Raw genomic sequence first — 24,416 nt, forward strand, 5'->3', positions numbered from 1 at the left:
TGTAAGCACCCCGTGCGCTAAACGGTGCACGGGGTGTTTGTCGTGAGATTTGTAAGTAAGAATGCTTAGGGAAGAGACTTCATGCAATATCGCAAGTTCATCGGCGCGAGCTTATGCGCATCCGCAACCTTGATGGTGGCACTCTCCAGCGAACGTGCGACTACTGTCCGTGCGGAACAGCACAAACGGTATGCTGACTGGTCTCAGTTCGAAGGCAGCTCGGATGCATCGCAGTATTCTTCTCTGAAACAAGTCAACAAGACGAACGTTACCCAGCTCCAGCAGGCATGGTTTTATCCCGCAGGCAACAACGGTTTGCTCTTTGGCTCAAACCCTATCGTTGTTGATGGCGTGATGTTTGTGTTGGGGCGCAGCAACCGTATTGCGGCTCTGGATGCAGTCACGGGTAAAGAGATCTGGGTGTATGACACACAGAATCCTCGTGGCATTACTAATCGTGGTCTCACGTATTGGAAGAGCGACGATGGGACGGATGCCCGCATCCTGTTTGCAAGTAATAACGAATTACATGCGTTGAACGCGAAGACTGGAACTTTGATCACCTCCTTTGGAGTGAATGGGAGTGTGAATCTAAAAGAGGGGCTGGGCCGCGATCCGTCGAAGGTTCGATCCATCCAGTCGAGTACGCCTGGGAAGATATTTGGAAACCTCATCCTTATGGGATCGGCTCCTGGCGAGGACTACGGTTCACCTCCGGGAGATATACGTGCTTATGACGTGATTACGGGCAAGCTGGTGTGGAGTTTTCATACGATTCCGCATCCGGGTGAGTTTGGTTATGACACCTGGCCGGCAGATGCGTGGCAACACGAAGGTGGCGTGAATACATGGGGAGAATTCTCGATTGACGAGAAGCGAGGCATTGCTTACTTCCCACTTGGATCGGCCACATATGACTTTTATGGTGCGGACAGAAAGGGCATGAATCTGTTCGCAAATTGCATCCTTGCTTTGGATGCGAAGACCGGAAAGTACCTTTGGCACTTTCAAACTGTGCACCACGACTTGTGGGACTACGATCTGGCGGCGTCGCCCAAGCTGATTACGGTAAAGCACGACGGCAAGGTTGTTGATGCGCTTGCGGCTGCGGGAAAGAATGGCTTTCTGTATGTGCTGGATCGTGTTACGGGTAGGCCACTGTGGCCTATTGAAGAACGTCCTGTACCGGTTTCAACAGTGCCGGGTGAGCAGTCTTGGCCAACGCAGCCTTTCCCCACTGTAGTGCCACCGTTTGTGCGGCAAAGCTTTACTGCTGATGACATTAATCCATATATCCAGGAACCTGCAGAGCAGGAGAGATTGCGGAAGCTGGTACGTGAGGCCAAGAACGACGGCTTGTTCACTCCGCCATCGTTGCAGAACACCATTCAGGCTCCTGGAAATGGTGGTGGTGCGAACTGGGGCGCGCTCGCTGCTGATCCCGATGCGGGCTTTGTTTATGTTCAAGCCAAGAACGCACCGTCATTGTTGAAGCTGGAGCCACGAGCGCCGCGTCGCCCGATCCAAGGCCCTCCCTCCACAGTTGGCTTGGTGCTTTACAAACAGAATTGCCAAGCATGCCATCTTGCGGAGCAGCAGGGGCAGCCACCCGTTATCCCATCACTGAAGGGTGTTGTAGAACGGATTGGCGCGTCACGTGTGAAAGAGACCGTGCACAACGGGCAATCACCGATGCCTGCATTCGCTGATTTCACAAACACCGATCTTGATGCGTTGGTTGCGTATCTCGAGAGTCCGTCGACGGCTAAAGCTCCTCCGAATTTAGAGGCGTTACTGGCGCCACCACCTAAGACCGCTGGTCAGCGTTATTGGACAGGCTACGGATATATGGATTCGGAAGATGGCCTGCCTGCTATTAAGGGACCGTGGTCGACGTTGACTGCATACGACTTGAATCGCGGCAAGATCGCTTGGCAGGTTCCTCTTGGAGGCATTACGCGCCTTGAAGCGAAAGGGATTAAGGGGACTGGAAGTTACTGGCCTCGTGGCGGCGTTGCGGTTACGGCTGGTGGACTCATCTTCTCTGGAACGAAGTCCGATTCCAAGTTCCGCGCTTATGACAAGGACACTGGAAAGGTTTTGTGGGAGAAAGAACTTCCTGCAGCACCGGAAGGCATTCCTGCTGTGTATGAGGTGAATGGCAAGGAATACATCGTGATCAGCGCAAGACCTGGAACAGTTCTTGCTGGAACGGATGTAGGAGCTCATCAGAACAGTGATGGTCCGCTTGCAAAGGAGACGTCGGGGGATGCGGCGCCTTCGCAGGGATACTACGTGTTCGCTCTGCCAGCAAAACGATAAGTGATTGCAACGTACAAGGGCTCTGGAACAAGATGAAAACTGGAACACTATTCGCTTTTGGAGAGGCTTTGCTCTCCCAGCCTCACTACTTGATTCGCGAAGGGCTTTTGCGGCTGCTTGCGATCAAGGACTCTGATATACGATTGCTGACGCTTTCTCAGAGTCGGACTGCTGTCGACAATGGACTGCATGCAGGTGGAGCATTCTCCGCCACCATTCCCATGGTGGCATTGTTCTATGGTGGGTTTCTTTCACTTGATATCGAAGATCCAACGCGACGCGGTCAGGATATCTTCACGTTGAGCAAGGGGCATGCTGTTGCAACACTTGCTTCTATCTATGCGGAGATTGGTTACTTCGATGCGACGTTACTAGCGCACTCGCGCTCGCACCATAGCTTGCTGAATGGACATCCAGGGCCCGTGCTGCCTGGCATTCACATTGCCACCGGACCAATGGGACAGGGTATCGGCGTAGCGCAGGGATTTGCGATTGCAGGGCGTACTAGCCCACGTTTTGATTCCTATGCAATGGTGGGTGATGGCGAACTGCAGGAAGGGACCTGCTGGGAGACCATTATGTATGCGGGCCAAAGCCATCTGGATAATTTGTGTGTTCTGGTTGACCGAAACCATGGTCAGCTTGATGTTCACAACCGCACGCTTTTTCCGATGCCGGAGCTGGATGAAGTCTTCCGCTCCTTTGGATGGAATGCGCATAGTGTAGACGCAACACAATACGACGGTGTTGTGGCCGCGTTGGAGCAATTCCGTTATGGGCCACGCAATGGTAAGCCGACAGCCATCATCTGCAGTACGACGAAGGGCTACGGTGCGTTTAGTGACTTCATGAACAAGCATAAAGTCACTACTGCCGAAGCGCTGTTGGATCAGGAGGCTGAGTTACAGCGTGCACGTCGCGCGGAACGTGTTGCAGAGTTTCAAGAGCTGTTGGTCAAACTTGACGACACCCAGGAAGACAAGCGCATTGCCCAGCTATTGCGACGTGCCGCGAAAGACACGCATCTGGATGAATCCAACAATTTCTCGCAAGTGATTGGCCCGGTACTTACGCGTCGAGCTCAGGTGCGTTTGAAGGCGGTGCAATACGATGATGCTGCTCTGCCGCGATTGGATCGCGGAAAGCAGTACACAGCCGCGGAGATTGTCACCGCAGCGATGAAGGTCTTCGCGCGCGACCGTCGCGTTGTGTCCATCGATTCTGATCTTGCATCCACCAGTGGTCTGGAAGCCGGTGTGGCTGCGGTGGATCAAGCTCGCGCATTGAATGTGGGTGTTGCGGAAGCCAACATGATGTTGATTGGCGAAGCTATGGCCGCACTTGGACAGCAGGTATGGACCAGCACATTCTGCCCATTCTTTAACTGGCAAGTGATGCGACGCATCGCAGTGGGACAGCAGGAGAGGTTCGAGGCGATTGCAGCGACCGATGGGTGGCTGAGCGAAGGTCATGGTCTTGATCTGACGTTTCTTGCTACGGCGGCCAACTTCGAAACACGTACGAACGGCGCTACACACATGGGCAACGATGACATCACCACGTTTGATGCTGTCGGACATCTGAAGATCATTGACGTTTCCTGCCCGCAGCAGATGTTGTCGTTGATGAAGTGGGCGATGCAGGGCAACAAAGGCTTGCTGTATGTCCGAGTTATGCGTACTGCATCAGCCGTCTTGTATGGGCCGGAGTACACCTTCGAGTTTGGGACGGGCCATATTCTGAAGCAGACAGAAACCGATACCGTTGTGCTTATTAGTAGTGGACGTGGAACACATGAAGCTATGGAAGCCGCGGGTCTTTGCGCAGAGCAGGGAGTCGGAGTGACTGTGGTGGATATGCCTTCCATCGATGAGGAGTTGTTATTGCAACTGCATCGTTCGAGAAAGAAGATGATCTTCGCTGAGCAGAACAACGGTTATATATGGCAGAACTATCTGAAGGTTCTTTATCGTCATCGTGAGTTCCATCCATCTTCCACTGTATTTACGGTGAATACGCTCGATGCGCATGGCAAGCCGCAGTTCATACACTCCGCAACGTATGAAGAGTTGGTGGAAGTGTTTGGACTTTCAGGAGCGGCTCTAGCCAGAAAAGTATTGGAAGTGGGCGGTGAGCCGGAAAGTGAGGAATCCAGCCATGGCATTGCCTATCGTGCATGAAAGCGACATCGAGGCACTGGATCTGCCTGGGAGGATGTTGCGCTGGGTTGTAACGAAAGAGACCACTGGGGCAGAGCATTGCAGCGTGGCCATGATTGAGGTACAGCCCGGTCAAAAGGTACGGCCAGCGCACTCTCATCCTCACGGCGAAGAGGTGATCTATCTTGTCAGCGGTAGCGGACGCGTATGGATTGACGGAGAGATCGGTGAGGTGCGCACAGGCAGCATGGTTCTTTTCCCTCAGGGAAAGCCGCATATGTTGCAGAACACGAGCGATGAAGTAATGAAAGTTGTCTGCTTCTTTGCGCCGGCGACAAGCCTGGATAACTACCAGATGTTTGAAGGTCTTGGTTTTCAGGACTAATGTTCTGTGTCCCCATGGGCTCCCAGATGGGAGCCCATTCTTTTTGGGGCATTCTTAGCCGAGTGTTGGCATCGTGGTATCTACACCTACGCGGATGCCTGTGGGCCAGCGAGCAGTGACTGTTTTAACGCGCGTATAGAAGCGGACGCCTTCTGGGCCGTGCATGGCATGATCGCCAAACAGTGAGCGCTTCCAGCCGCCGAAGCTATGGAACGCCATTGGCACAGGAATGGGAATGTTTACGCCCACCATGCCCACCTGAACCGCATGTGTGAAGGCGCGAGCAGTATCTCCGTCCCGTGTGAAGATGGACGTGCCATTGCCGAACTCGTGTTGATTGATTAGGTCCAGCGCGGTCTGGAAGTTATTCGCACGCACAATGCCTAGCACCGGTCCGAAAATCTCGTCCTTATAGATGCTCATCTCCGGCTTCACATGATCGAACAGGCAAGCGCCTAAGAAGAAGCCATCACCCTTTGGCAGTGCGGAGTTGCGGCCATCTACAACCAACTCTGAGCCTTCCTGCACGCCTGTGTTGAGGTATCCCTTTACGCGCTCAAGATGCTGCTTTGTTACGAGCGGTCCAATATCGGAAGTGGCTTCCGTTCCGGGTTCTATCTTCAGCATGGCAATACGCTCCAACAACTTTTCACGCAGTTCGTCCGCTGTGTTGTTGCCTACAGTCACAGCGATTGAGATTGCCATGCAACGTTCACCGGCGGAACCGTAGGCAGCTCCAACGAGCGCGTCGGCTGCTTGATCCAGGTCGGCATCGGGCATCACGATCATGTGATTCTTTGCGCCGCCGAGTGCCTGCACGCGCTTTCCTTTTGCTGTGCCGCGTGTGTAGACATACTCTGCGATGGGAGTTGATCCTACGAAGCTGATCGCCTGCACATCCGGGTGATCCAACAGCCCATCCACGGTTTCTTTGTCGCCGTGAAGTACGTTGAATACACCGTCTGGAAGGCCTGCTTCTTTCAGGAGTTCGGCGAGGATGAGCGCGGCACTAGGATCGCGTTCGCTTGGCTTTAGGATGAATGTGTTGCCGCAGGCCAAGGCCACGGGGAACATCCACATTGGCACCATGGCTGGGAAGTTGAATGGTGTGATGCCTGCCACAACACCCAGCGGTTGCCGCATGTTCCAGCTATCGATTCCTGTGCCTACCTGCTCTGTAAATTCACCTTTCAGTAGTTGAGGGATGCCGGTGGCAAATTCAACAACTTCCAGCCCACGTGTTACTTCGCCCTTCGCATCGGAGAGGACCTTGCCGTGCTCCGATGTGATGGCTGCAGCAATGCGATCGGTATTCTTTTCCAGCAACTCGCGAAAACGAAACAGGATGCGTGCACGGCGCAGCGGAGGAAATGCCGCCCACTCTGGAAACGCCGCTTTGGCAGCCGCTACGGCACGTTCAAGTTCCTTGGCATTTGCCAAAGCGAGCCGCGCTTGTACCTGGCCTGTTGCTGGATTGTAGATATCGCTGAAACGGCCCGATGTACCGGGCACAGCGGCGCCGCCGATCCAGTGGGGGATCACACGTAGCGAAGCAGTTTCTGCAGTCAAATCAGGAAGAGTGGCGGTATTGGACACGGCGAAAACCTCGGAAAGTCGTTTCGGAGATTGTCTTCCTATTGTCATAAATACGCAATAGTAGTTGCGTAATACGCAATATGCCTCAATGCAAAGCAGTACTTACAAGATGATGGGGACAGCATCTCTGCTGTCCCCATCGATCGTCTGCGCGAAATTGCATCAGGATAGTTAGTGGGATTCGTTCCAGTGGACCATCGGCAAGCCCGGTGCAGGCGCGCAGAAATAGGGAATGCTTTGGCCACGTAACGAACCGATGTAAAGGGTCTGTAGGTCTGCTCCTCCGAAGGTCACACTTGCCATCCAAGGGGCAATACCGCGACCGGTTGCGAAGAGCACATCCTGCGTGACTGCACCCGCAAGAAATTGTTGTTCCAACGCGTCGACTTTCGCTGGGTCGCCCTCATCCAGGAACACACGCAGATCGCCCTGAGGAGTGAGCGCCCACAACTTATCGGAATAGACGCATGTTCCCCAAAGATTGCCAATGCTATCGAATGCGATTCCATCTGGCCATGCCCCCTTGCCCAGGCTTGATGGGCCAAAGACTTCAGGAGTACCCAGAGTGCCGTCTTCATGAACTCGCATACGGCGGATGTGGCCGCCGGTTGTTTCTACGGCGTACATCCACTCTTCATTGGCATCCATACGGATCTCATTGGTGAACTGAAATCCATCTGCCATGATCCGGAATTTTCCGTCGATGTAACGCGCAATGTATCCGTCATACAGGTCAGTGCGCAGTGCGTGCATCCAGTTCTTGATGCGTGTGGAGACGGTGATCCAGATACGTCCCTTCGAATCGCGGAGAACGAAATTGACCTTGCCAATCGCTTCACCTTCAATGCTGTCCGCCAGCACATGTGATTCGCCGGAGCGTGTCATCACTTCAAGGCGATCCGTGCCAAAGTTGGAGATGAGAATATCTCCATTTGGAGCGAATGCCAGACCGTTGGGCAGAGTGCCGGTCAGGTAACGTGTGGCTTCGTCGCCAGCATCTGCGAAGTAGTCGGAGATGCGCTGCGTCACGATCTCCTGCGTGCCATCATGCCGCATACGCACCACACCGCCGCGAGAATCTGCAGACCACAGTGTTCCATTGCGTTCTGCGAGGATGCACTCTGGGCGCTGTAAGCCTTCGCCAATGTACTGCAGGGAATTCGTGTCGATACCGAAATCAAGAATGGGATTAGACATGCCGCAATCCTTCGTAATGCTCGATCTGGCGGCATGAGTTTCAATCCGCCGTATTGCACAATGTGCAATATAGATTGCAAGGGTAGCACGAAGCGAGAAAGAGGGATGAGCTATGAGGCGGGGTGAAGAGGAACTACTCGGACTGCTCGGAAGTGTTTAGAAGGGCCGCAATGCCCGCGGCTACACGCAGAACCTTCTTGCTGTAGCTGGGATATTGCTCTTTCAGGAAGCGCGAGTCTGGCGCCGAGATTCCAATGGAGCCGACGATCGAACCATCTTCGAGACGGATGGGGGCAGCGATGCAGCGCATGCCAGCGGCGTATTCACCTTCGTCCGTCGCGTAGCCGCGAGTCTTGATTTCGTGGCACTCTTCCAGCAGTGACTTAAGGCTCGTAATGGTGTTTTTCGTGTGCCGCGTGAGTGCTCCCTGACCGAACTGCGACTTTAGCTCGCGCTCGTCGGCATCTGCCAAAAGAGCTTTTCCGTGCGCGGTGCAATACAGTGGCACCAGTTCGCCAGTTTGGCCTGCAACTGCGATGACGTGGTTTGCATGGGCCGAATCGATAAAGAGTGCGCTCTTGCCTTCTCGGACGGCCAAGTGCGCTGTTTCGTTCAGATCGTTTGCCAGCGCCTTCAGTTCTTTATGCGCTACGCGGACCAGCATGTTGCTCCAATCGTATTGGTGTGACAGCGTCCACATGGACGGCCCGAGAATGTAGTCCTTGCGACCCGGGGGGCAGGAGAGAAAGCCACGGCGACGAAGGGTGTGGGCCAGTCGGAAGGCGCTGCTACGGTCGACTTCCAGTGCTTCCGCCAGTTCCGACAGTGTTACCGGCTGCTTGGAAAGCGCCACCATCTGGATGATGGTTAGGCCGCGGTCAAGGCTTTGGATGAAAGGGACGAGCGGTGATTTCTTCGGAGCCATGGACCTTGCCTTGTTGAGGCCCACAGACTCCCGCCATCTTTCGGAAATATCACGTTAAGTGCCATTCCCTGAGGTATGTGCCGGTGAGAAAGCCTGGGGCGCTTCTCAGATTCTGCCTCCACCATATCACCCTGCTATGCCGTCATGCGAAGGCGTGGCAGCTGCTCGCTAGATGCCCCTACGCCCATACAAGATCGCCTTCTTCCCGTGCAGCCATTCGTTTTGATGGCGTCCAGAAGGAAATCTTTACTGCATACATCTAGGAGATGCTGGCGAACTGGACGATTGCCCTCAAGCGCAATCAGAAATGGCTCTTGGTATGGCGATAAACCGGCTCTTGTAGATATTGCGATAACCGAGCCTTGACGCTTACGAGATGGAACGTTAAGATTTGCTCGTTGCACAATACGCAAGTAATTAAGTGAAATACGCAACGATCTGATTTCGGAGTGCAGATGGATTACTCGAGCTTCAACTTACAAGACAAGGTTGCCATCGTAACCGGCGCATCGCAAGGCATCGGGCGTGCCATCGCCCTGGGGCTGGCTCAGGCAGGAGCGAATCTGGTTCTTTCCAAGCACCCCGGACCTCGGCTGGAAGAAATACAGAAGCTCAAGCAAGAGATTGAAGCACTTGGTCGGCGTGTTTTGATTGTTCCGGCAGATGTTGGGGTAGTAAGTGACGTTCAGAAGTTAGTGGATAGTGCCGTCACCGAGTTTGGACGCGTTGATATCCTTGTCAATAATGCGGGCTGGACGGGGACCGGACCTGCTCTGGATGTCAGCGAAGAAGAGTTTGATAAGACCATTACGGCTTCGCTCAAAAGTGTCTTTTTCGCTTCGCAGGCAGCGGCTAAAGTGATGTTGCCTCAGGGAAGTGGTCGCATTATTCAGATTGGATCTAACTTTGGTGTTATCGCGTTTAAGAACCGCGCGCTCTACGCTGCAGTGAAGGCCGCCGTGCATCATTTAGCGAAATCGCTTTCGTTGGAGTGGGCACAACAAGGTGTTCTGGTAAACGTTGTTGCGCCATGCATCACCGAAACGGAATCACGTAAGAACATTCTCGAAAAGCCTGGCTATAAAGAGTGGGCGACACAGGAGATGATTCCGCGGGGCCGTTGGAACCAGCCTGAAGATCTGGTGGGCGCGGTGTTATTCCTGGCGAGTCCTTTCGCCGATATGGTGGTAGGACAAACGCTGATGGTTGATGGCGGCTGGACGATCCACTAACGAGTACACGTGAACTCCTAAACGAGAGATGACGACGAGGACGAAGATGAAGTTGGTGGGTAAGATCGCGCTTGTGACAGGCGCAGGACAAGGTATTGGTAAGGGGATTGCTGAAGTTCTTGCCGACGAAGGCGCAGACATTGTCATTAATGACATCTATGCCGATGAGCGCTGCGAGGTGCTAGCCGATGCCATTCAAAAGAAGGGAAGGCGCGCGCTCGTCGTTGCTGGCGATGTAAGTAAGCGAGCAGATGTGGATCGCATCTTCGATGCTGCGTCAGACTTCGGTCCTATTGATGTGCTGGTCAATAACGCGGGGATCGAGACCATCATCCCGTTTCTGGAACTTACGGACAAGCAGTGGGAGGAAGTCACTGAGGTCAACCTTAAGAGCCAGTGGATGTGCGCGCAGACTTTCTGTAAGCGCGCAATCGCAGAGGATCGCGAGGGCTCAATAGTGAATATCGGATCGATTCAGGCGGCTCGTGTGTTGCCAGGCCGTACACACTATGCTCCAAGCAAACTGGCGATTGAAGCGCTTACACGCAACATCTCTGCTGAGATGGGGTACTACGGCATCCGTGTGAACTGCGTTCATCCCGGTCTGATTGATACCCCAATGATTCGTTGGGTACTGGAAAGTCCGGAGATCCTACCTGGGGTCGTAGGACAGATTTCGTTGGGACGTCCGGGGCAGCCGCTAGAGGTTGGAAAGGCCGTTGCATTCCTTGCATCGGATGATGCTTCGTACATTACGGGCCAATCCATCTATGTCGATGGCGGATGGGTCGGTAAGTAAATTGCGATTCCCTGTGCTTCGACAGGACGCATCCGTATCGTACTGAAGCTGTTACAACAACATTCTCAATAGACACAGAGTTAACGCCTTCATTGCAGCGACTTCGACGGGTATGCTGGATGCCACGTAGCAAAGCGTTGCGAATGGGGTGGAGCTTCATGTATCGATGCGGGATGCGAATGTTAGCGGCAGCATGTGTAATTTGGGTGGGAACTGCCGGTGCGCAGTGGGTTCCATCACACGCGACCGATCCTGGAGTGCATCCGGTAGGTGAGTTTATTTACGCGCCCGCAACGGTAACCCCACAGTGTCATGCATCAACGGTTGTCGCGTTGAAGGATGGCGACCTGCTGGCTGCCTGGTTTGGCGGCAAGGCAGAGCGTGCGCCGGATGTTGCCATCTATACCGCGCGTAAACACAAGGGTGTGTGGTCCGCACCGGTTGAAGTGGCTCGTGAGAAGAATGGCGATCAGGGAATCCCCACGTGGAATCCGGTCCTGTTTCATACGAGCGATGGCAAGCTGTGGCTCTACTACAAATATGGTCCCAGCCCCGACACGTGGGCGGGCAAGCGTATGGTGAGCACGGACGAGGGCAAGACATGGTCTCCGAAGGAGAATCTTCCCGATGGCGTACTTGGGCCGATCCGGGCAAGGCCGTTGGTGTTGCCGAACGGTGTAATCGTCAGCGGTTCTTCAAATGAAGGTAAGGATGGATGGCGCGTATTCATTGAGCGCAGCGCCGACGGTGGCAAGTCATGGAAGCGCATCGGCCCTCTGACCATCAGCCGGGAAGACGATGCAGCCGCGAAACCATGGCCTGATCCTCCATCGGACTCGCAGGAAGTTCGCGAGAAGGACAAGGCGGCTCGCCCTTACTCGGGCATTATTCAGCCATCTGTGATTTCGCTGGGTGGCAAGCATCTGCGGTTCTATGCGCGTTCAAAGACGCTTGCGTCGCGCATCGTCGTTTCCGATTCGACGGATGAAGGTCTTAGCTGGTCCACGCCGCATTATCTTGATCTTCCGAACAACAACTCGGGTCTGGATGTCGTTGCTTTGAAGGACGGTCGCGAGGTAATGATCTTCAACGACACCACGCGTGGACGCTCTCCGCTGAATCTTGCTGTGAGTACGGATGGAGAGCATTTCCGGATCTTCGCCACGTTGGAACAGGGCGAAGGCGAGTACTCCTACCCTGCGATTATTCAAGGAAACGACAAAGCGCTGGAAATGACATACACATGGCATCGCACAACGATCAAGCATGTACGCCTGGAACTTGCGCAGGTTCCCGCTAAATAAGGAGGCACCATGCACCTTCGTCATCCGGTACGTTTCGTCCTGCGGTGGCAGTGGTTCGCATGGTGCTTGATCCTCGTTTGTGCAGGTATTTGTAGCGCACAGGACGTGGTGTATGTCTCGCCTACAGGTAAGGACGAATGGAGCGGGAAGCTTGCCGATACGAACACAGCCGGCAATGACGGTCCATTGCAAACATTGGAAGCAGCGCGTAACCATGTGCGTGCTTTGCGCCAGCAAAAATATGCAGGCACCATCCACGTCATCCTGCGCGGCGGCACTTACTCGTTGGAGCGCACCTTCGAACTCCGGCCCGAAGATTCCGGTCTCTCTTCCGGACCAACCATCTACGAGGCATATCCGCACGAAGAACCTGTGGTGAGTGGCGGTGTTCGTGTAACCGATTGGACGGAGACAGCCAAGAATGTATGGCAGACCTCTCCAGGCTTCGCGACTACGCAACTCTTTTGGGATGGCCTGCGACTACCGCGCACACAGACACCAAAGAATGGTTATCTGCGCATGGTTGGGAAGACCAATGCGGATACTCAGTTTCAGTTGCAATATGACAATGACGATATCCCTTCCGAGTGGGCAGGGACCGGCGCAGAGGTCGTCTTGTACATTGCGTGGTTTGAGGCGCGTTATCCCATCCTTGCAGTGGATACGGTTCACCGCATCGCAACTCTTGCTGGATCTGCAAAGGGATCGGCGTTTGAATCGCAGGCGCGGTACATCGTGGAAAACATTCCTGGTACGCCTGAGGTTGCTGATACGTGGCAGCAGGATAAAAAGTCGAATGTCATCCAGTTGCATGAGAGACCATTTGAGTCACTGCGCAATGCTGAAGTGATCGCTCCTCGATTGACTTATCTGATGGATGTGAAGGGCACGAACGGAACACCTGGCCGCGTCCATGACCTGCGTTTTTCCGGCATTACGTTTGCATACTCTCGCTGGCGGATGACTGAAAGCGGTCTGAAGAGCAATCAGGCCGCTGACATCGCAGAAGCTGCCATAAACTTTCGCGGAACGGACGACATAACCGTCGATCATTGCACTTTCCACGGTATCGGCGGCTACGCGCTCGCGTTTCTTGGTGGGAACCAGCACGCCATCATTGATCACAATCATTTTTTCGATCTGGGTGCTGGTGGCATTCGCATTGGAGAGGGTGTCGTTCCCAAGGGGCCGGAGCAAGTCTCTTCTCATCACGTCATCACCAACAACGAAATCGATCATGATGGTCTGGTTTATCCATCGGCTGTTGGCATATGGGTTCTGATAAGTGGCGACAATGTCATCGCGCACAACCATCTGCACGATCTGACTTACTCAGCTATTTCGGTCGGCTGGAGTTGGGGTTATAGCCCCGTACCTGTAGCGAATAATCGCATCGACCATAATCTGATCCATGACATCGGTACAGTGCTCAGCGACCTGGGCGGGATTTATATGTTGGGTGTGCAGCCTGGCACGCGTATCGATCACAACCTGATTCATCATGTTGGCTGCTTCACCTATGGCGGTTGGGGTATCTACCTGGATGAAGGTTCTACAGGCATCACTGTTGAAGACAACATCGTGTATGAAACACAGAGCGCGGGTTTCCACATTCATTATGGTCGCGACAATGTTGTTCGAAATAACATCCTGGCATTCAACCGTGACTATGCCGCGCGACGCACACGTTCTGAAGGTTTTCATGCGCTGACCTTCGAGCGAAATATCGTCGTTCTCTCAACGGGGTCAGTTCTGGATGGCGTGTGGTCCGATGGCAACGTAACGTTGGACAAGAATCTGTATTGGAACGCGCGCCATGCGCCCATGCAGTTTGCGGCAAATACATGGGAACAGTGGCAGGCGAAAGGGAATGATTCCCAATCCGTCATCGCGGATCCGCTTTTCCGTAATGCAGCTGGTTATGATTTCAGTCTTCTACCCGGATCACCGGCTCTCAAGTTAGGTTTCCAGGCGATTGATCTGACAGATGTTGGGCCCCTGCAATAGGCGGCAAGGTCACGATGCAATGGGGGCCGTTCGCATTGCCACCGTTTTATCCGCTGATAGGATGAAGCTCGCAGGTGTTGAATGGAACGATTTGCCCAACCTATGGCGCGGCTGATTGAGGAGCTGCGTAAACTTCCCGGAATCGGGGCCAAGTCAGCCCAGCGGCTGGCGTTTCACATCCTGCGCGCGCCCGGGGAAGAGGCGTCAGCGCTTGCGCAGGCCATCCAGGAGCTTCGGGCAAAACTGCGTTTGTGTTCTGTTTGCAACAACGTCACGGACGTTGATCCGTGCGTGTACTGCTCCAGCCCCACGCGCACTCATGCGACGGTCTGTGTTGTTGAAGAACCCACGAACATTAGCGCGATTGAAAAGACACGCAGCTATAACGGCATCTATCACGTGTTGCATGGAACGCTCTCGCCACTGAATGGCATTGGCCCATCGCAGCTTCGTACCGCGAACCTTTTCAGCAGACTTGGTGGTATCGAAGAGATCATCCTTGCGCTATCGCCTACGGTGGAAGGTGAGGCCACCTCGCACTGGCTTGCAGGGGAACTGCATCGTGCGGCAGCAGACCACCCATTGCGTATCACGCGTATCGCCACCGGCATCCCTGCTGGTAGCGATATCGAATATGCAGATGAAGTTACGATGAGTCGCGCCTTGGAAGGCCGCCGCGAACTCTAACCCAGAATCTCGTCCAGGATGACCTTGGCCTTTGTGCCAAGTGTGCGTGCGCCTTCCATATCCTGCTTCTTCCATGCGTCGGCTGCCTGCTTCAGGAAGAGCCGTGCCTGTTCCACCTGCTGCGTGTGCATCGCGATCGCATATGAAGACAGAGAGGCGAGTCTGCGGTTCTGTGTGCGGAGCAAGTCTTCTGTCTGATGTCGGAACTGCCCATTGTTGGATTCACCGCCGGTGGTCAACTCCCCAAGATCGGCAATACCGGATGGTGCCGCAGAAGCTGTCTCAATCGGTTGGTTTGCCGTCATTGGACGCCTACGTATGGGAAACCGAACAGGTGGCTCTGTTGTAAGAGGGACATCCGCCGATGTAATGAGTGGTACTTCCGGTAGAGGCTCCGTGGGATGTGTCGGGGGCGGAACACTGACGACAGGTGTTGGCGGCGGCGGAGGAGGTACAGCCGCAGCGATCACACGCTTACTGCATCCAGCCAATGGAAGAGCCAGGATTAGCGAGGAAGAGAGGCATACGGTGCGGTTCATGCCGTCACCGCCGGTACAGAAGTGGCCGCATTGCGGCCGGCCAACGGGAGTCGCAGGGTGAAGGTGGTGCCGTGGGCAGCCGACGCAGCATCCGCATCGGAAGCAACGGCAATCACGCCTCCATGAAGCTGCATAATGCGATACGTAAGAGCCAGGCCGATGCCGCTGCCAGTTGCCTTAGTGGTGAAGTAGAGATCGAAAATACGGTCCAGCTTTTCTGGGGGAATTCCTGTTCCAGAGTCGCGAATCGAAATAACGGCGCTGCCACGCTCCCGCGAGACCTGGATCTGAATCGCACCGCCTCCGGGCATAGCTTGCATCGCATTTAATACGATATTCAACAATGCCTGCCGCAGCAATTCGGCATCTGCAACAACGCGGAGGGATGGGCCCGGAGTGCCTTCCGCAATCGCAATGGCGATTCTTGCTTTCTCCGCCTCGGCTGCCACAAGTTGCACCACGGCCTGCACAACAGGCAGCAGATCCTGCTCCAGGAACCTGGGTTCCATTGGTCGTGAAAAGTCAGCGAGCGTCTGCACCACGCGATCCAGCCTGCCCATCTCGCTCGACAGAACATCCACGTGCCGTTGCGCACCTTCTGCATTCGCACCCGAAGCCAGTTTGCTGCGAAGCAGTTCCAGATGCACCACCATTGCGTTGATGGGATTTTTGACTTCGTGACCCACACCAGCCGTCAGGCGTCCGATGCTTGCCATGCGACGCGCTACTTCAATTTCGCGTTCTAATTCCTCTTGCGCTGCCACATCGTGCAGCGTTAGCAACGCGCCAGGTGCGTTGCCGGGGAAGTAGTCGAAGGAGAGCTCTACCGTGCGGCCATCGGATAGAACCACAGGTTGTGAACGAACGCTGCGCCGTTCCGTCACCAGGTCAGCCAGCAACGCGCCAATCGCTGTGTTGCGCGGGAAGATGTCCGTCAACGGAGCGCCTAGTTCGGCATCCTTCCCCGGCGGCAGGAAATAGTGCATGGCTTCGCTGGCCATGATCACGCGAAGATCCGCATCGATCAGCATCACGCCATCCTTCAGCGTCTGCAGCATGCTGTTCAAATTGGTGGCCATCTCAGTGCGTGTCTGTTCGCTGGTGCGGATGCGTTCATCCAGACGACTGATGGAGGAACTGACACGTTGTACGGCGTCGCTATTCTGCGTCTCTTCGGTTTGTACGCCCGCTGTGCCGGAAAGGACGTCCAGTTCACGGCTGATGTCTTCCAGCGGTCGCATCGCTGCCGTGGAAAGAGCAGCGGCCACGAGCAATGCACCTCCAAGCGCGAAAACGCACACCATGGCGGCATCCCGCAGCCAGGGAGCATAAGCATTGCGCAGAAGTGTGGAGCGCACACCGAGATGTGCAGTAAGGAACGGTTGGCCGTTCCGCTCCATCGGCAGGCTCATGTCTAGTGTTTCCGGATCGCCAAAGAGCAGTGCGCGCTTTTGAAGCAGGGAAGCGTTCGTCACAACTGAGATGTCGCGCCGGTGCGGTTGTTGTGCATTGAGTAGGGCGGGGTCGCTGCTCACCAGAACGCGACCGTTCGCGTCGGCAAGATACGCATCCTGAATGCTGGGGGAGTAACGGACGAATCCGTTCAGCGTCTCAGCCAGTGCATCGTCATCCTGCAGCGCGGATTCAATGGCCGTCTGCAATGCCTGTTCGCCAACTTCTACAGGAGGGTGGTCACGCAGGCCATTCTGCAGTGCTGTACGGGTTGCAGAAAGCATCTCATGCACCAGCACGCTGTTCGACGACTCTGTCTGCGCAATACGTTCGCGCAGAATCTCAGACAGGAAGACAAGCGACAGCACCACCGTAAGGGTGAAAGTGAAAAGCAGGGTGGCTGCTATCAGTTTGAGACGAAGCCTCATGACTCGAGGACATCCTTGTCTTCCAGTGCGTATTCCTTGAGTTTATTTTGCAGTGTTTTCGAGCTGATTCCCAGAATTTCAGCAGCGCGCGTCTTGTTATTGCGTGTCGCTTCCAGCGTTTTCAGGATGAGTTGCTTTTCCGCCTCATCAACCGTCATGCCAACGGAAAGATGCACAAAATCGTTGCTATTCGCGGGTGCTGAGAACGTCGTGGCCGACTGCGTGAGATGAGCTCCGTGCGCGGGCGGTGTGTGCTGTTCTTCACCGAAGCCCGGCGGTAGATGCGACACATCAATCGATTTGCCGTTCGCAAGAATTACAGCGCGCTCAATGGTATTGCGCAGTTCACGCGCATTGCCGGGCCAGCTATAGGCCATGAAACGATCCATCACAGCGCGGGAGATTCCCGGAACCTGCATGCCGTGGCGATCATTCATCTCCTGCACCATAGCTTCTGCCATGGCAGGAATGTCTTCCTTGTGGTCGCGCAGGGAAGGCATCTGGATATTGAAGACGTTCAGACGATAAAAGAGATCCCCCCGCAATTCGCCGCTGGAAACGGCCTGATGCGGGTCTTTATTCGTAGCCGCAATCACACGCACGTTGACTGGAATCTCATCACGCGAACCCAGGCGGCGGAGCTTGCGGTCTTCCAGTACTCGCAGCAGCTTTGACTGCGTGGCCGCAGGCATTTCGCCGATCTCATCCAGGAGCAACGTGCCTTCTTCCGCAAGTTCAAAGCATCCGGCACGACGTTCCTGCGCACCTGTAAATGCGCCCTTTTCGTGTCCGAAGATCTCACTTTCAATCAGGGTTTCCGGGATGGCCGCGCAGTTCACCGCAACGAACGGCTTATTCCGGCGGCCGCTGAACATGTGCAGCGCACGCGCAGCCAGTTCTTTACCGGTGCCGCTTTCGCCCGTGATCAGAACACTGACATTGTTCGGAGCAATGCGCTCAATCAGGTGGAAAATCTCTCGCATATGCGGCGACGATCCCACCAGAGGCCCCAAACGGCCATTTTCTTCAGAAGAGATCTCTACTGCGCTAATCTCTTCGTTTGTTTCTGCTTGCTGCTGCGCATTCTGCAGGATGGTTTTCAGGCGCTGCGGATCGACCGGCTTCTGCAGGTAGTCATACGCGCCCATGCGCATCGCATCCACTGCGGATTCAATCGAACCCTGCGCGGTGAGAACCACAACGGCGACCTTTTGCTGGGGCAGTTCGCCAATGCGGTCCAGCAGTTGCAGGCCGTCCATGCGGGGCATCATCAGGTCCGTGACCACCACATCGGGCGACCAGCGCACCACCAAGTCAAGCCCCATTACGCCATCCACCGCGGTCTCGGTGCGATAGCCCCAGGAAGCAATCAGTTCTGCCAGGCCGGCGCGTGCGTTCGGCTCATCTTCAACGACCAGTACCTTGGTCTGTGCCACTCAGTAATAGACCTTTCAACTTAAGTTCAAGGGTAGGATGCGCTTCTCGTCTGGAAGTTTGCGTATGCTTATTCTGTGCTGCCCTATGAAATCAGTGTCGCAGAGGTTGCGCAGATGCGCGCATCCCAAACCCCTTTTGTTCTGTTGGACGTTCGCGAACCATGGGAGATTGAAACCGCGCATATCGCCGGGAGTAAAGATATTCCTATGAATGACATACCTGCGCGGGCCAACAACGAGCTGGATCCGGATGCGCATATTGTCGTCCTTTGCCACCATGGCGCACGATCATTGTCTGTAACTGCCTGGCTGCGCCGCGAGGGCTACGACAACGTGCAATCCGTGGCTGGCGGCATTGAGCAGTGGTCGCGGGAGATCGACAACAGCGTCCCGCGCTACTGATTTTGCTGGATTTTCGCAGGAATCAGAGGCTCAGGGCTCATCGTAAAAAGCTGAATCGGTGCTGACTGAGATATCGGGTCGGCCAGATACCGTGACTCGGATCGCGTGATGCTCATGCAGTGTGTGGGCTGCTTGGGCGTCAAACGCGACGGAGTAGTACGGGGTCGCGTCTGCCAAACCTGATCGAATCTGATCGCCAAGGCTCCCGTGATCCATCACAGCGCCTCCGGTGTGGATCGCAAATACCTGGAGAGACAGATTTCCAGCTGTCGCCTGATGTTCGGATGTGACGTCCGCAAGAAAGCCTTTATAGCCGCTGCCGGAAGCATGCGGGTAGCCGACGTTGTAAACCGTAATCTGCGCTGCTCTCAGCGCGTTGGTAAGGGCTACGACACTGTCAAAGTAGCCCAGTTGTGTTCGAGCGCTGTCGCTGGTGAATTCCGATTCTGTGAGCATTGGCCAGCCGCGTCCCAGCCAGAAGAGCAGGCACCTTCCGGGAGAATCCTGCTGCCAGTGGGCTAGATATTCAAGAGCCGGGATGGAACGCTGAAACCTGCGGTTGAGATTCGAGAGCTGTTGGCTCCTGGCAGCGCCGTCGCTCTGTTCTTTCTTGATGGTCGATAATTCGACCGAGTTACTTCTGCCAAACGCAGACGTGTCATAGCCTTCCTCCATGTGCGAGGTCAGCGGCAGCTCTTTCAGTTGGGCCGTAAGACTCGCCGAATCGCGAGTTGCTTCTCCGACTGAGGTTGCGGCATCTGTCACCAGGGCAAGCGAAGTTGGATAAGGGAGCGTGCCGCTCGTTGATTCCAGAAAGGATTCCAGGGACTTTTGCTGCTCTGTCAGATCTTTCCGAGAATTGTTCACGGTGTCGAGTACGACAACGACATGAACCGGCTCCAGCGAATGCAGGCCTGTCATCTCCCTAAAGGATTCCAACGGTTGAGGCTTCCCGTTGTCCAGCAGAACGATGTCCTGTTGCGACAGATGTGACGCGGGAGCGCCGGAAGCATCTTTCATCACAAGGTTCAGAATGATGTGATGTTCTGCTCTCCACTCGGCCTTTCGATCCTCAAGCGACTTCAGATGCGGCTCGTGTTGCTGCGAAAGTAATGGAACGCAAAGCAGTAAAGCCGCAGCTGCAAACCGCATCATTCGCCCCTCTCGGTCTCATAGTACTAAGTCCGTTTTGGATAGGGTCTAGTCGGCGGTCGGCTCAGCGATGTTGTCGATGGTGATGATGCGGACGCTCCCAGTGGACTTCTCCAGCTTCATTCCAAGCTGCTTTTCTAGCGCCTTCGTCAGGGTGGGGCCTCCACCGGCGTCTTCCGCTCCCGGGGCTGCGCTTGGGCCGCCAATCTCGGGATGAAACTCCAACGACATGTCGTAAGTGCCGGTAAGGCCCGTGCCATCGACCGTGGATCGCAAGGCGAGTCCACCTGCCATGCCGCCCACGCCACCAATCAGCTTGCTCGCGTCGGCCATCGAGACGTCCACCAGGCCAAGGTGGAATATGCCATCAGGCAGGCGATAGAGTGTCAGGCCACACTTCGGTGTCTCGTGTGAGCCGGGTTCCGGAGCCTTACTGAACTTCACGCCGCCCGTTTGAGGAACGCAGGTTTCCCCAACAGCATGAGGCTTGATCTGTGGGCCGAGTACGCCGGGCTTGATCAGGACAAGTTTATTGACAGCCATCTCTTTGCTGTCTTCATGCGTCTTGAGCGCGAACCGTTCGATCAAGAGGGTTCGCGTCATGGTGCGAACCTCTTCAAGACTGGCTGAACCCTCGGGCCTGGCGACAATCGTATACATCCGGCTTCGGGTCCAATCAGGCAGTTTGTCCATGGTCGGGTTCATCTGCCCGATTTCGGAAATGTTGAGTGCAAAGGTGAGGAATGCCGCCGCTGGCGCAGTCATAGTCAGCAAGCCAGGCGGTGGTGGCACTTTTCCGATTCCAGGCAACATCCAATCCAGTCCCTCGGGACGGGCTCCCGGCGCTGCGGGCCGTACAGATGCTGTTTGGAATGCAAGTGGCTTGGACTCTTGTGCGTCAGCCGTTGCAACGGTGCCGGGAAGCATCGACAACGCAATCAGGCACGCTGCTGTTCGGATGTTCGAGAGAATCATCGATTTTCTCCATGGTGAAACATGCAGTTCTACGTGTACTAGTACGGATAGTACACGTAGAACTGCCATTGCAACAGAGAAATTGAAAAGGGGCGGCTATACCTCAATCTTTGAGAACAGGTAAGCGCCCAGCACCAGGAAGCCACAGGTGATCGCAGCCAGAATGCCTGCATCCAGCGCCGGAGAGAATTGCCAGTGATTGATCAACGCCCCACGCAGGCCGTCCACACCGTAGGTCAATGGGTCGAGATGGGTGATGACCTTCATGACGGGGCCAAGATTCGCCAGAGGATAGAGCGCGCCGCTAAGGAAGTAAATGGGCATGACCAGGAAGTTCATCACCAACTGGAATCCCTGCATGTCTTTAATCACAGAGCCAATGGCCGTTCCCAGCGCGGAGAACAGCATGGCCACCAGGAAGACAAAGACAAACGCATAAGGAAGCGACAGCCAGTGTTCTGGTCGGAAGCCAAAGAGCAGGCAGATGAGCAGCACCAGCGTGCCCTGAATCATGGCAACGGTTGCGCCGCCGAGCGTGCGTCCGGTCATAATTTGCAGACGCGACACGGGCGCTACCAGCGTTTCTTTCAGGAATCCAAACTGACGATCCCACAGCATGGCGATGCCGTTGAATACGGATGAGAACAGAATGGTCATGCCGATGATGCCCGGCGCGATGAATTGCAGATAGCTACCCAGACCTGCCTGTCGAAAGACGGGGCTGAAACCCGCTCCAAAGGCAAACAGGTAGAGGCAGGGCTGCGCCAGCGAAACGATCACCTGCACGCGCGAACGGATATAACGCTTCAGTTCCCGAAGCCACAGAATGTAAATTGCACCCATCGTCCTATCGCCTCCACATCTGGGCCATCTGCCGCAGGCCAGCCTTTGCGTCCGCACCTTCGTCACGCAGCGACGAACCCGTCAGCGCCAGAAATGCCGCTTCCAGTGATTCCGTGTTCGTCTGCTCCTTCAACTCTGCCGAGGTCCCCTGAGCCACGATGGAGCCGTGATCCATGATGGCGATGCGATGCGCCACACGGTCGGCCTCATCCATGTAATGCGTCGTGAGAAAGACGGTGGTCTTCTCGCTCTCGTTCAATGCCTTTACATGTGTCCAGAGCTGGTTGCGGCTCTGCGGATCAAGGCCCAGCGTGGGCTCGTCCAGGAAGAGAATCTTCGGCGTATGAAGGAACCCGCGCGCAATCTCCAGCCGGCGCTTCATGCCGCCGGAGAAGGTCTTCACCATGGCATCCTTGCGATCCCACAGTTCGAAAGTCTTCAGCAACACTTCAATGCGTTCGGCACGGACTTTGCGCGGCACGTGGTACAGCACGCCGTGCAACTCCATGTTTTCCCAAGCGGTTTGTTCCTGATCCAGGCTGGGGTCCTGGAAGACGATGCCAAAACTCTTCCGTGCCGCAATCTGGTTGCGGTTGGGGTCTTTGCCATCCAGTTCAATGGTGCCGCTGGTGGGACGCAGCAGCGTGGTCAGCATCTTGATGGTGGTGGATTTTCCCGCGCCGTTCGGCCCGAGGAAGGCGAAGATCTCGCCCTGTTCCACGTCAAAGGTAATGTCCTTCACGGCGGTGAAATCGCCAAAGGTGCGGACAAGATTTCGTACACGGATCATTGTGCGTATCTCCCGTGGGGCTGCAGACAAGCCTGAACAGTATCGCTCTGTTGCCTCTCGCAAAACGCGTCATGACAGGAAAATGTTCCCGGCTGCCGTAAGGTGTGACAATTCTTTCCGCAATCCGGCAGACTGTTACGGACAACAACGCTTTACTCTGGAAAACCTTCGAAAATGGCCATCGTAGCTGGAGCAGATTTTGGAACACTCAGCGTCCGTGTGACGCTGCTGGACAGTGAACGCGGACGCCTGGGAACAGCCTCCGCATCGTATCCGTTGAATCGCAAGCGTGACGATCCGGATTTCGCCACGCAGTCCCACGTCGCGCAGATGGACGCGCTGGTGCAGGCCACGCACGAGGTGTTGGCGCAAACCGGCGTGAACGGCGCGGATGTACAGTCCTTCGCTTTGGACACCACCGGGTCAAGCGTCGTTCCTGTCGACGCCTCGATGCAGCCGCTGGACGACTACTACCTGTGGTGCGATCACCGTGCCCTGAACGAAGCGCAGGAGATCACCGCGCTGGCCCACGAACGCGGTCTTGAGGCCATTGAGTGGTGTGGTGGCGTGTACTCGCACGAGTGGGGATGGGCGAAGCTGCTCCATTGGCTGCGGCATAACCCGGAGAAACGCGCGCAGTTCGCGTCGGCCTTTGAGCATTGCGACATGGTGGCCGCAACGTTGAGCGGCATTACATCGCCACGCGATGCGAAACGCAGCGTTTGCGCGTTGGGCCATAAGTGGCTTTGGAATCCGAAGTGGGATGGTTTCCCGCCGGAGGAGTTCCTTGTTGCCGTTGACCCTCTGCTCGCCGGCGTCCGCGAAAAGCTGCAGGGCGAGGTGCTGACCTCAGATCATCTTGCTGGTCATCTCGACACGGCGTGGGCAGAGAAGCTAGGTCTAAAGGCGGGTATCCCGATTCCTGTTGGCGCTTTCGACGCCCATTGGGACGCCATCGGAGCTGGCTGCCGTGAAGGGGATGTCGTCAACGTCGTTGGAACATCTACCTGCATCATCGCCATGCAGCCAAAGACGACGTTGATCCCCGGCGTATGCGGGGTTGTGCCTGGTAGTGTGCATCCGCAATACACCGGCGTTGAGGCGGGCCTGTCTGCCGTCGGCGATATCTTCGATGCCATCGCGAAACGTGCTGGTACCGATGTAAAGACGCTTTCGCAAGGGCTGGAAGCCTTCCGCGCAGGGCAGACGGGCTTGCTTCGTCTCTCTTGGGACAACGGTGACCGCACTGTGTTGGTGCGTAGCGATCTCGGTGGCATCACTCTCGGATGGAACCTGGTCAGCACGGCGCAGGACGAGTTGTTCGCAGCGATTGAAGGCACCGCATTCCACACGCGCATCATCCTTGAGCGTATGGGGGAACATGGTGTCCCGGTGGAACGCGTCATCAACGGTGGCGGCATCCCGCAACACAACCCCACGCTGAACCAGATCTACGCGAACGTGTTCAACAAGCCGGTGCTGGTGCCTGCTTCGTCCACGACAAGCGTAGGCGCAGGCATCTTTGCGCAAATGGCTGCGGGTTCGTTTGCGACTCTCGAAGAAGCGCAGGAGCGCATGTGTCCGCAGTACAAGGTCTATGAACCGGACCCGGATGCGGTGGTGATCTACCAGCAGTTGTATCCGCTGTATCGCCGCGTCTACGAAAGCTTCGGCGATCGCAGCGCTGCGCCACAGTCGTTGACGGAAGTACTGCATGATCTCCGTGAGATTGCAGCCAGAAGCCGTGGCGCACACTAAAAGCCGTTATCCTGCTCATGGAGAAGTT

20 protein-coding genes are annotated in these 24,416 nt (G+C 55.5%); 10 read left to right on the forward strand and 10 right to left on the reverse strand.

Annotated features, from left to right (window positions below; genetic code table 11):
* Positions 1 to 81: 81 nt before the first annotated feature.
* The 3 genes from BLT38_RS06260 to BLT38_RS06270 are packed head-to-tail and all read left to right on the forward strand — an operon-like array spanning position 82 to position 4,866.
* The gene (locus BLT38_RS06260; RefSeq protein WP_083344407.1) at positions 82 to 2,322 is read left to right on the forward strand and encodes a PQQ-binding-like beta-propeller repeat protein; all 2,241 of its coding nucleotides are present in this window, start codon (positions 82 to 84) and stop codon (positions 2,320 to 2,322) included.
* A 32-nt stretch (positions 2,323 to 2,354) separates the two neighbouring features.
* Positions 2,355 to 4,502 (forward strand): transketolase C-terminal domain-containing protein, encoded by a 2,148-nt coding sequence (locus tag BLT38_RS06265; RefSeq protein WP_083344408.1) that lies wholly within the window; start codon positions 2,355 to 2,357, stop codon positions 4,500 to 4,502.
* A complete protein-coding gene (locus tag BLT38_RS06270) occupies positions 4,480 to 4,866 on the forward strand; it encodes a cupin domain-containing protein (RefSeq protein WP_083344409.1) in 387 nt (128 codons plus the stop codon). Before BLT38_RS06265 ends, BLT38_RS06270 begins: the two co-directional genes overlap by 23 nt.
* A 54-nt stretch (positions 4,867 to 4,920) precedes the next feature.
* Here BLT38_RS06270 and BLT38_RS06275 read toward each other — a convergent pair whose 3' ends face one another.
* The 3 genes from BLT38_RS06275 to BLT38_RS06285 form a co-directional block, all read right to left on the reverse strand.
* The gene (locus tag BLT38_RS06275) at positions 4,921 to 6,462 is read right to left on the reverse strand and encodes a CoA-acylating methylmalonate-semialdehyde dehydrogenase (protein ID WP_231966788.1); all 1,542 of its coding nucleotides are present in this window, start codon (positions 6,460 to 6,462) and stop codon (positions 4,921 to 4,923) included.
* Positions 6,463 to 6,633: 171 nt separating this feature from the next.
* Positions 6,634 to 7,659, reverse strand: a complete 1,026-nt coding sequence (locus BLT38_RS06280) for an SMP-30/gluconolactonase/LRE family protein (RefSeq protein ID WP_083344411.1) — start codon at positions 7,657 to 7,659, stop codon at positions 6,634 to 6,636.
* Positions 7,660 to 7,792: 133 nt separating this feature from the next.
* Complete coding sequence (locus BLT38_RS06285) at positions 7,793 to 8,584, reverse strand: IclR family transcriptional regulator (protein ID WP_083344412.1); 792 nt, start codon at positions 8,582 to 8,584, stop codon at positions 7,793 to 7,795.
* A gap of 455 nt (positions 8,585 to 9,039) precedes the next feature.
* Here BLT38_RS06285 and BLT38_RS06290 point away from each other — a divergent pair, with 455 nt between their 5' ends.
* From BLT38_RS06290 to recR, 5 genes are all read left to right on the forward strand, one after another.
* Positions 9,040 to 9,816: an SDR family NAD(P)-dependent oxidoreductase gene (locus BLT38_RS06290; RefSeq protein ID WP_083344413.1), complete on the forward strand. Its 777-nt coding sequence runs from the start codon at positions 9,040 to 9,042 to the stop codon at positions 9,814 to 9,816.
* A gap of 46 nt (positions 9,817 to 9,862) precedes the next feature.
* Complete coding sequence (locus tag BLT38_RS06295; RefSeq protein ID WP_172838167.1) at positions 9,863 to 10,615, forward strand: SDR family NAD(P)-dependent oxidoreductase; 753 nt, start codon at positions 9,863 to 9,865, stop codon at positions 10,613 to 10,615.
* A 206-nt stretch (positions 10,616 to 10,821) separates the two neighbouring features.
* Positions 10,822 to 11,919, forward strand: a complete 1,098-nt coding sequence (locus BLT38_RS06300) for a sialidase family protein (protein WP_172838168.1) — start codon at positions 10,822 to 10,824, stop codon at positions 11,917 to 11,919.
* A 9-nt stretch (positions 11,920 to 11,928) separates the two neighbouring features.
* A complete protein-coding gene (locus BLT38_RS06305; RefSeq protein ID WP_083344416.1) occupies positions 11,929 to 13,926 on the forward strand; it encodes a right-handed parallel beta-helix repeat-containing protein in 1,998 nt (665 codons plus the stop codon).
* An 81-nt stretch (positions 13,927 to 14,007) separates the two neighbouring features.
* Positions 14,008 to 14,613 (forward strand): recombination mediator RecR, encoded by a 606-nt coding sequence (recR, locus tag BLT38_RS06310; RefSeq protein ID WP_083344417.1) that lies wholly within the window; start codon positions 14,008 to 14,010, stop codon positions 14,611 to 14,613.
* Here the strand turns inward: recR and BLT38_RS06315 are convergent.
* The 3 genes from BLT38_RS06315 to BLT38_RS06325 all read right to left on the reverse strand — a co-directional run bounded on the left by BLT38_RS06315 (position 14,610) and on the right by BLT38_RS06325 (position 18,468).
* Positions 14,610 to 14,918: a hypothetical protein gene (locus tag BLT38_RS06315; RefSeq protein ID WP_083344418.1), complete on the reverse strand. Its 309-nt coding sequence runs from the start codon at positions 14,916 to 14,918 to the stop codon at positions 14,610 to 14,612. The genes recR and BLT38_RS06315 overlap by 4 nt on opposite strands.
* A gap of 230 nt (positions 14,919 to 15,148) precedes the next feature.
* The gene (locus tag BLT38_RS06320; protein WP_083344419.1) at positions 15,149 to 17,032 is read right to left on the reverse strand and encodes an ATP-binding protein; all 1,884 of its coding nucleotides are present in this window, start codon (positions 17,030 to 17,032) and stop codon (positions 15,149 to 15,151) included.
* On the reverse strand, positions 17,029 to 18,468 hold the full coding sequence (locus BLT38_RS06325) for a sigma-54-dependent transcriptional regulator (RefSeq protein WP_083344420.1): 1,440 nt from the start codon (positions 18,466 to 18,468) through the stop codon (positions 17,029 to 17,031). Before BLT38_RS06325 ends, BLT38_RS06320 begins: the two co-directional genes overlap by 4 nt.
* 75 nt (positions 18,469 to 18,543) lie before the next feature.
* On the opposite strand from BLT38_RS06325, the gene BLT38_RS06330 reads away from it, so the two are divergent.
* On the forward strand, positions 18,544 to 18,870 hold the full coding sequence (locus tag BLT38_RS06330) for a rhodanese-like domain-containing protein (RefSeq protein WP_331711407.1): 327 nt from the start codon (positions 18,544 to 18,546) through the stop codon (positions 18,868 to 18,870).
* A gap of 30 nt (positions 18,871 to 18,900) precedes the next feature.
* On the opposite strand, the gene BLT38_RS06335 is transcribed toward BLT38_RS06330, so the two are convergent.
* The 4 genes from BLT38_RS06335 to BLT38_RS06350 form a co-directional block, all read right to left on the reverse strand.
* Positions 18,901 to 20,025 (reverse strand): VWA domain-containing protein, encoded by a 1,125-nt coding sequence (locus tag BLT38_RS06335; protein WP_083344421.1) that lies wholly within the window; start codon positions 20,023 to 20,025, stop codon positions 18,901 to 18,903.
* 45 nt (positions 20,026 to 20,070) lie between these two features.
* Positions 20,071 to 20,997 (reverse strand): TIGR03435 family protein, encoded by a 927-nt coding sequence (locus BLT38_RS06340; protein ID WP_172838169.1) that lies wholly within the window; start codon positions 20,995 to 20,997, stop codon positions 20,071 to 20,073.
* A gap of 96 nt (positions 20,998 to 21,093) precedes the next feature.
* Entirely contained in the window at positions 21,094 to 21,840 is a 747-nt protein-coding gene (locus BLT38_RS06345) for an ABC transporter permease (RefSeq protein WP_083344423.1), read from the reverse strand.
* Between the two features lie 4 nt (positions 21,841 to 21,844).
* Positions 21,845 to 22,630 (reverse strand): ABC transporter ATP-binding protein, encoded by a 786-nt coding sequence (locus tag BLT38_RS06350; protein ID WP_083344424.1) that lies wholly within the window; start codon positions 22,628 to 22,630, stop codon positions 21,845 to 21,847.
* A 174-nt stretch (positions 22,631 to 22,804) separates the two neighbouring features.
* Between BLT38_RS06350 and BLT38_RS06355 the strand changes: the two genes are divergently transcribed.
* Positions 22,805 to 24,388 carry a ribulokinase gene (locus BLT38_RS06355; protein ID WP_083344425.1) on the forward strand — a complete coding sequence of 528 codons (1,584 nt, stop codon included), beginning with the start codon at positions 22,805 to 22,807 and terminating at the stop codon, positions 24,386 to 24,388.
* The last annotated feature ends 28 nt before the right edge of the window (positions 24,389 to 24,416 follow it).

The sequence above is a fragment of the Terriglobus roseus genome, from assembly GCF_900102185.1.
Classification (GTDB): Bacteria; Acidobacteriota; Terriglobia; order Terriglobales; family Acidobacteriaceae; genus Terriglobus; species Terriglobus roseus_A.

Bases quoted from the DNA above. Each gene is read 5' to 3' on its own strand.
- BLT38_RS06260 (WP_083344407.1), top strand. From the start codon at position 82: ATGCAATATCGCAAGTTCATCGGCGCGAGCTTATGCGCATCCGCAACC.
- BLT38_RS06265 (WP_083344408.1), top strand. From the start codon at position 2,355: ATGAAAACTGGAACACTATTCGCTTTTGGAGAGGCTTTGCTCTCCCAG.
- BLT38_RS06270 (WP_083344409.1), top strand. From the start codon at position 4,480: ATGGCATTGCCTATCGTGCATGAAAGCGACATCGAGGCACTGGATCTG.
- BLT38_RS06280 (WP_083344411.1), bottom strand. From the start codon at position 7,659: ATGTCTAATCCCATTCTTGATTTCGGTATCGACACGAATTCCCTGCAG.
- BLT38_RS06285 (WP_083344412.1), bottom strand. From the start codon at position 8,584: ATGGCTCCGAAGAAATCACCGCTCGTCCCTTTCATCCAAAGCCTTGAC.
- BLT38_RS06290 (WP_083344413.1), top strand. From the start codon at position 9,040: ATGGATTACTCGAGCTTCAACTTACAAGACAAGGTTGCCATCGTAACC.
- BLT38_RS06295 (WP_172838167.1), top strand. From the start codon at position 9,863: ATGAAGTTGGTGGGTAAGATCGCGCTTGTGACAGGCGCAGGACAAGGT.
- BLT38_RS06305 (WP_083344416.1), top strand. From the start codon at position 11,929: ATGCACCTTCGTCATCCGGTACGTTTCGTCCTGCGGTGGCAGTGGTTC.
- recR (WP_083344417.1), top strand. From the start codon at position 14,008: ATGGAACGATTTGCCCAACCTATGGCGCGGCTGATTGAGGAGCTGCGT.
- BLT38_RS06315 (WP_083344418.1), bottom strand. From the start codon at position 14,918: ATGACGGCAAACCAACCGATTGAGACAGCTTCTGCGGCACCATCCGGT.
- BLT38_RS06320 (WP_083344419.1), bottom strand. From the start codon at position 17,032: ATGAGGCTTCGTCTCAAACTGATAGCAGCCACCCTGCTTTTCACTTTC.
- BLT38_RS06335 (WP_083344421.1), bottom strand. From the start codon at position 20,025: ATGATGCGGTTTGCAGCTGCGGCTTTACTGCTTTGCGTTCCATTACTT.
- BLT38_RS06340 (WP_172838169.1), bottom strand. From the start codon at position 20,997: ATGATTCTCTCGAACATCCGAACAGCAGCGTGCCTGATTGCGTTGTCG.
- BLT38_RS06345 (WP_083344423.1), bottom strand. From the start codon at position 21,840: ATGGGTGCAATTTACATTCTGTGGCTTCGGGAACTGAAGCGTTATATC.
- BLT38_RS06350 (WP_083344424.1), bottom strand. From the start codon at position 22,630: ATGATCCGTGTACGAAATCTTGTCCGCACCTTTGGCGATTTCACCGCC.
- BLT38_RS06355 (WP_083344425.1), top strand. From the start codon at position 22,805: ATGGCCATCGTAGCTGGAGCAGATTTTGGAACACTCAGCGTCCGTGTG.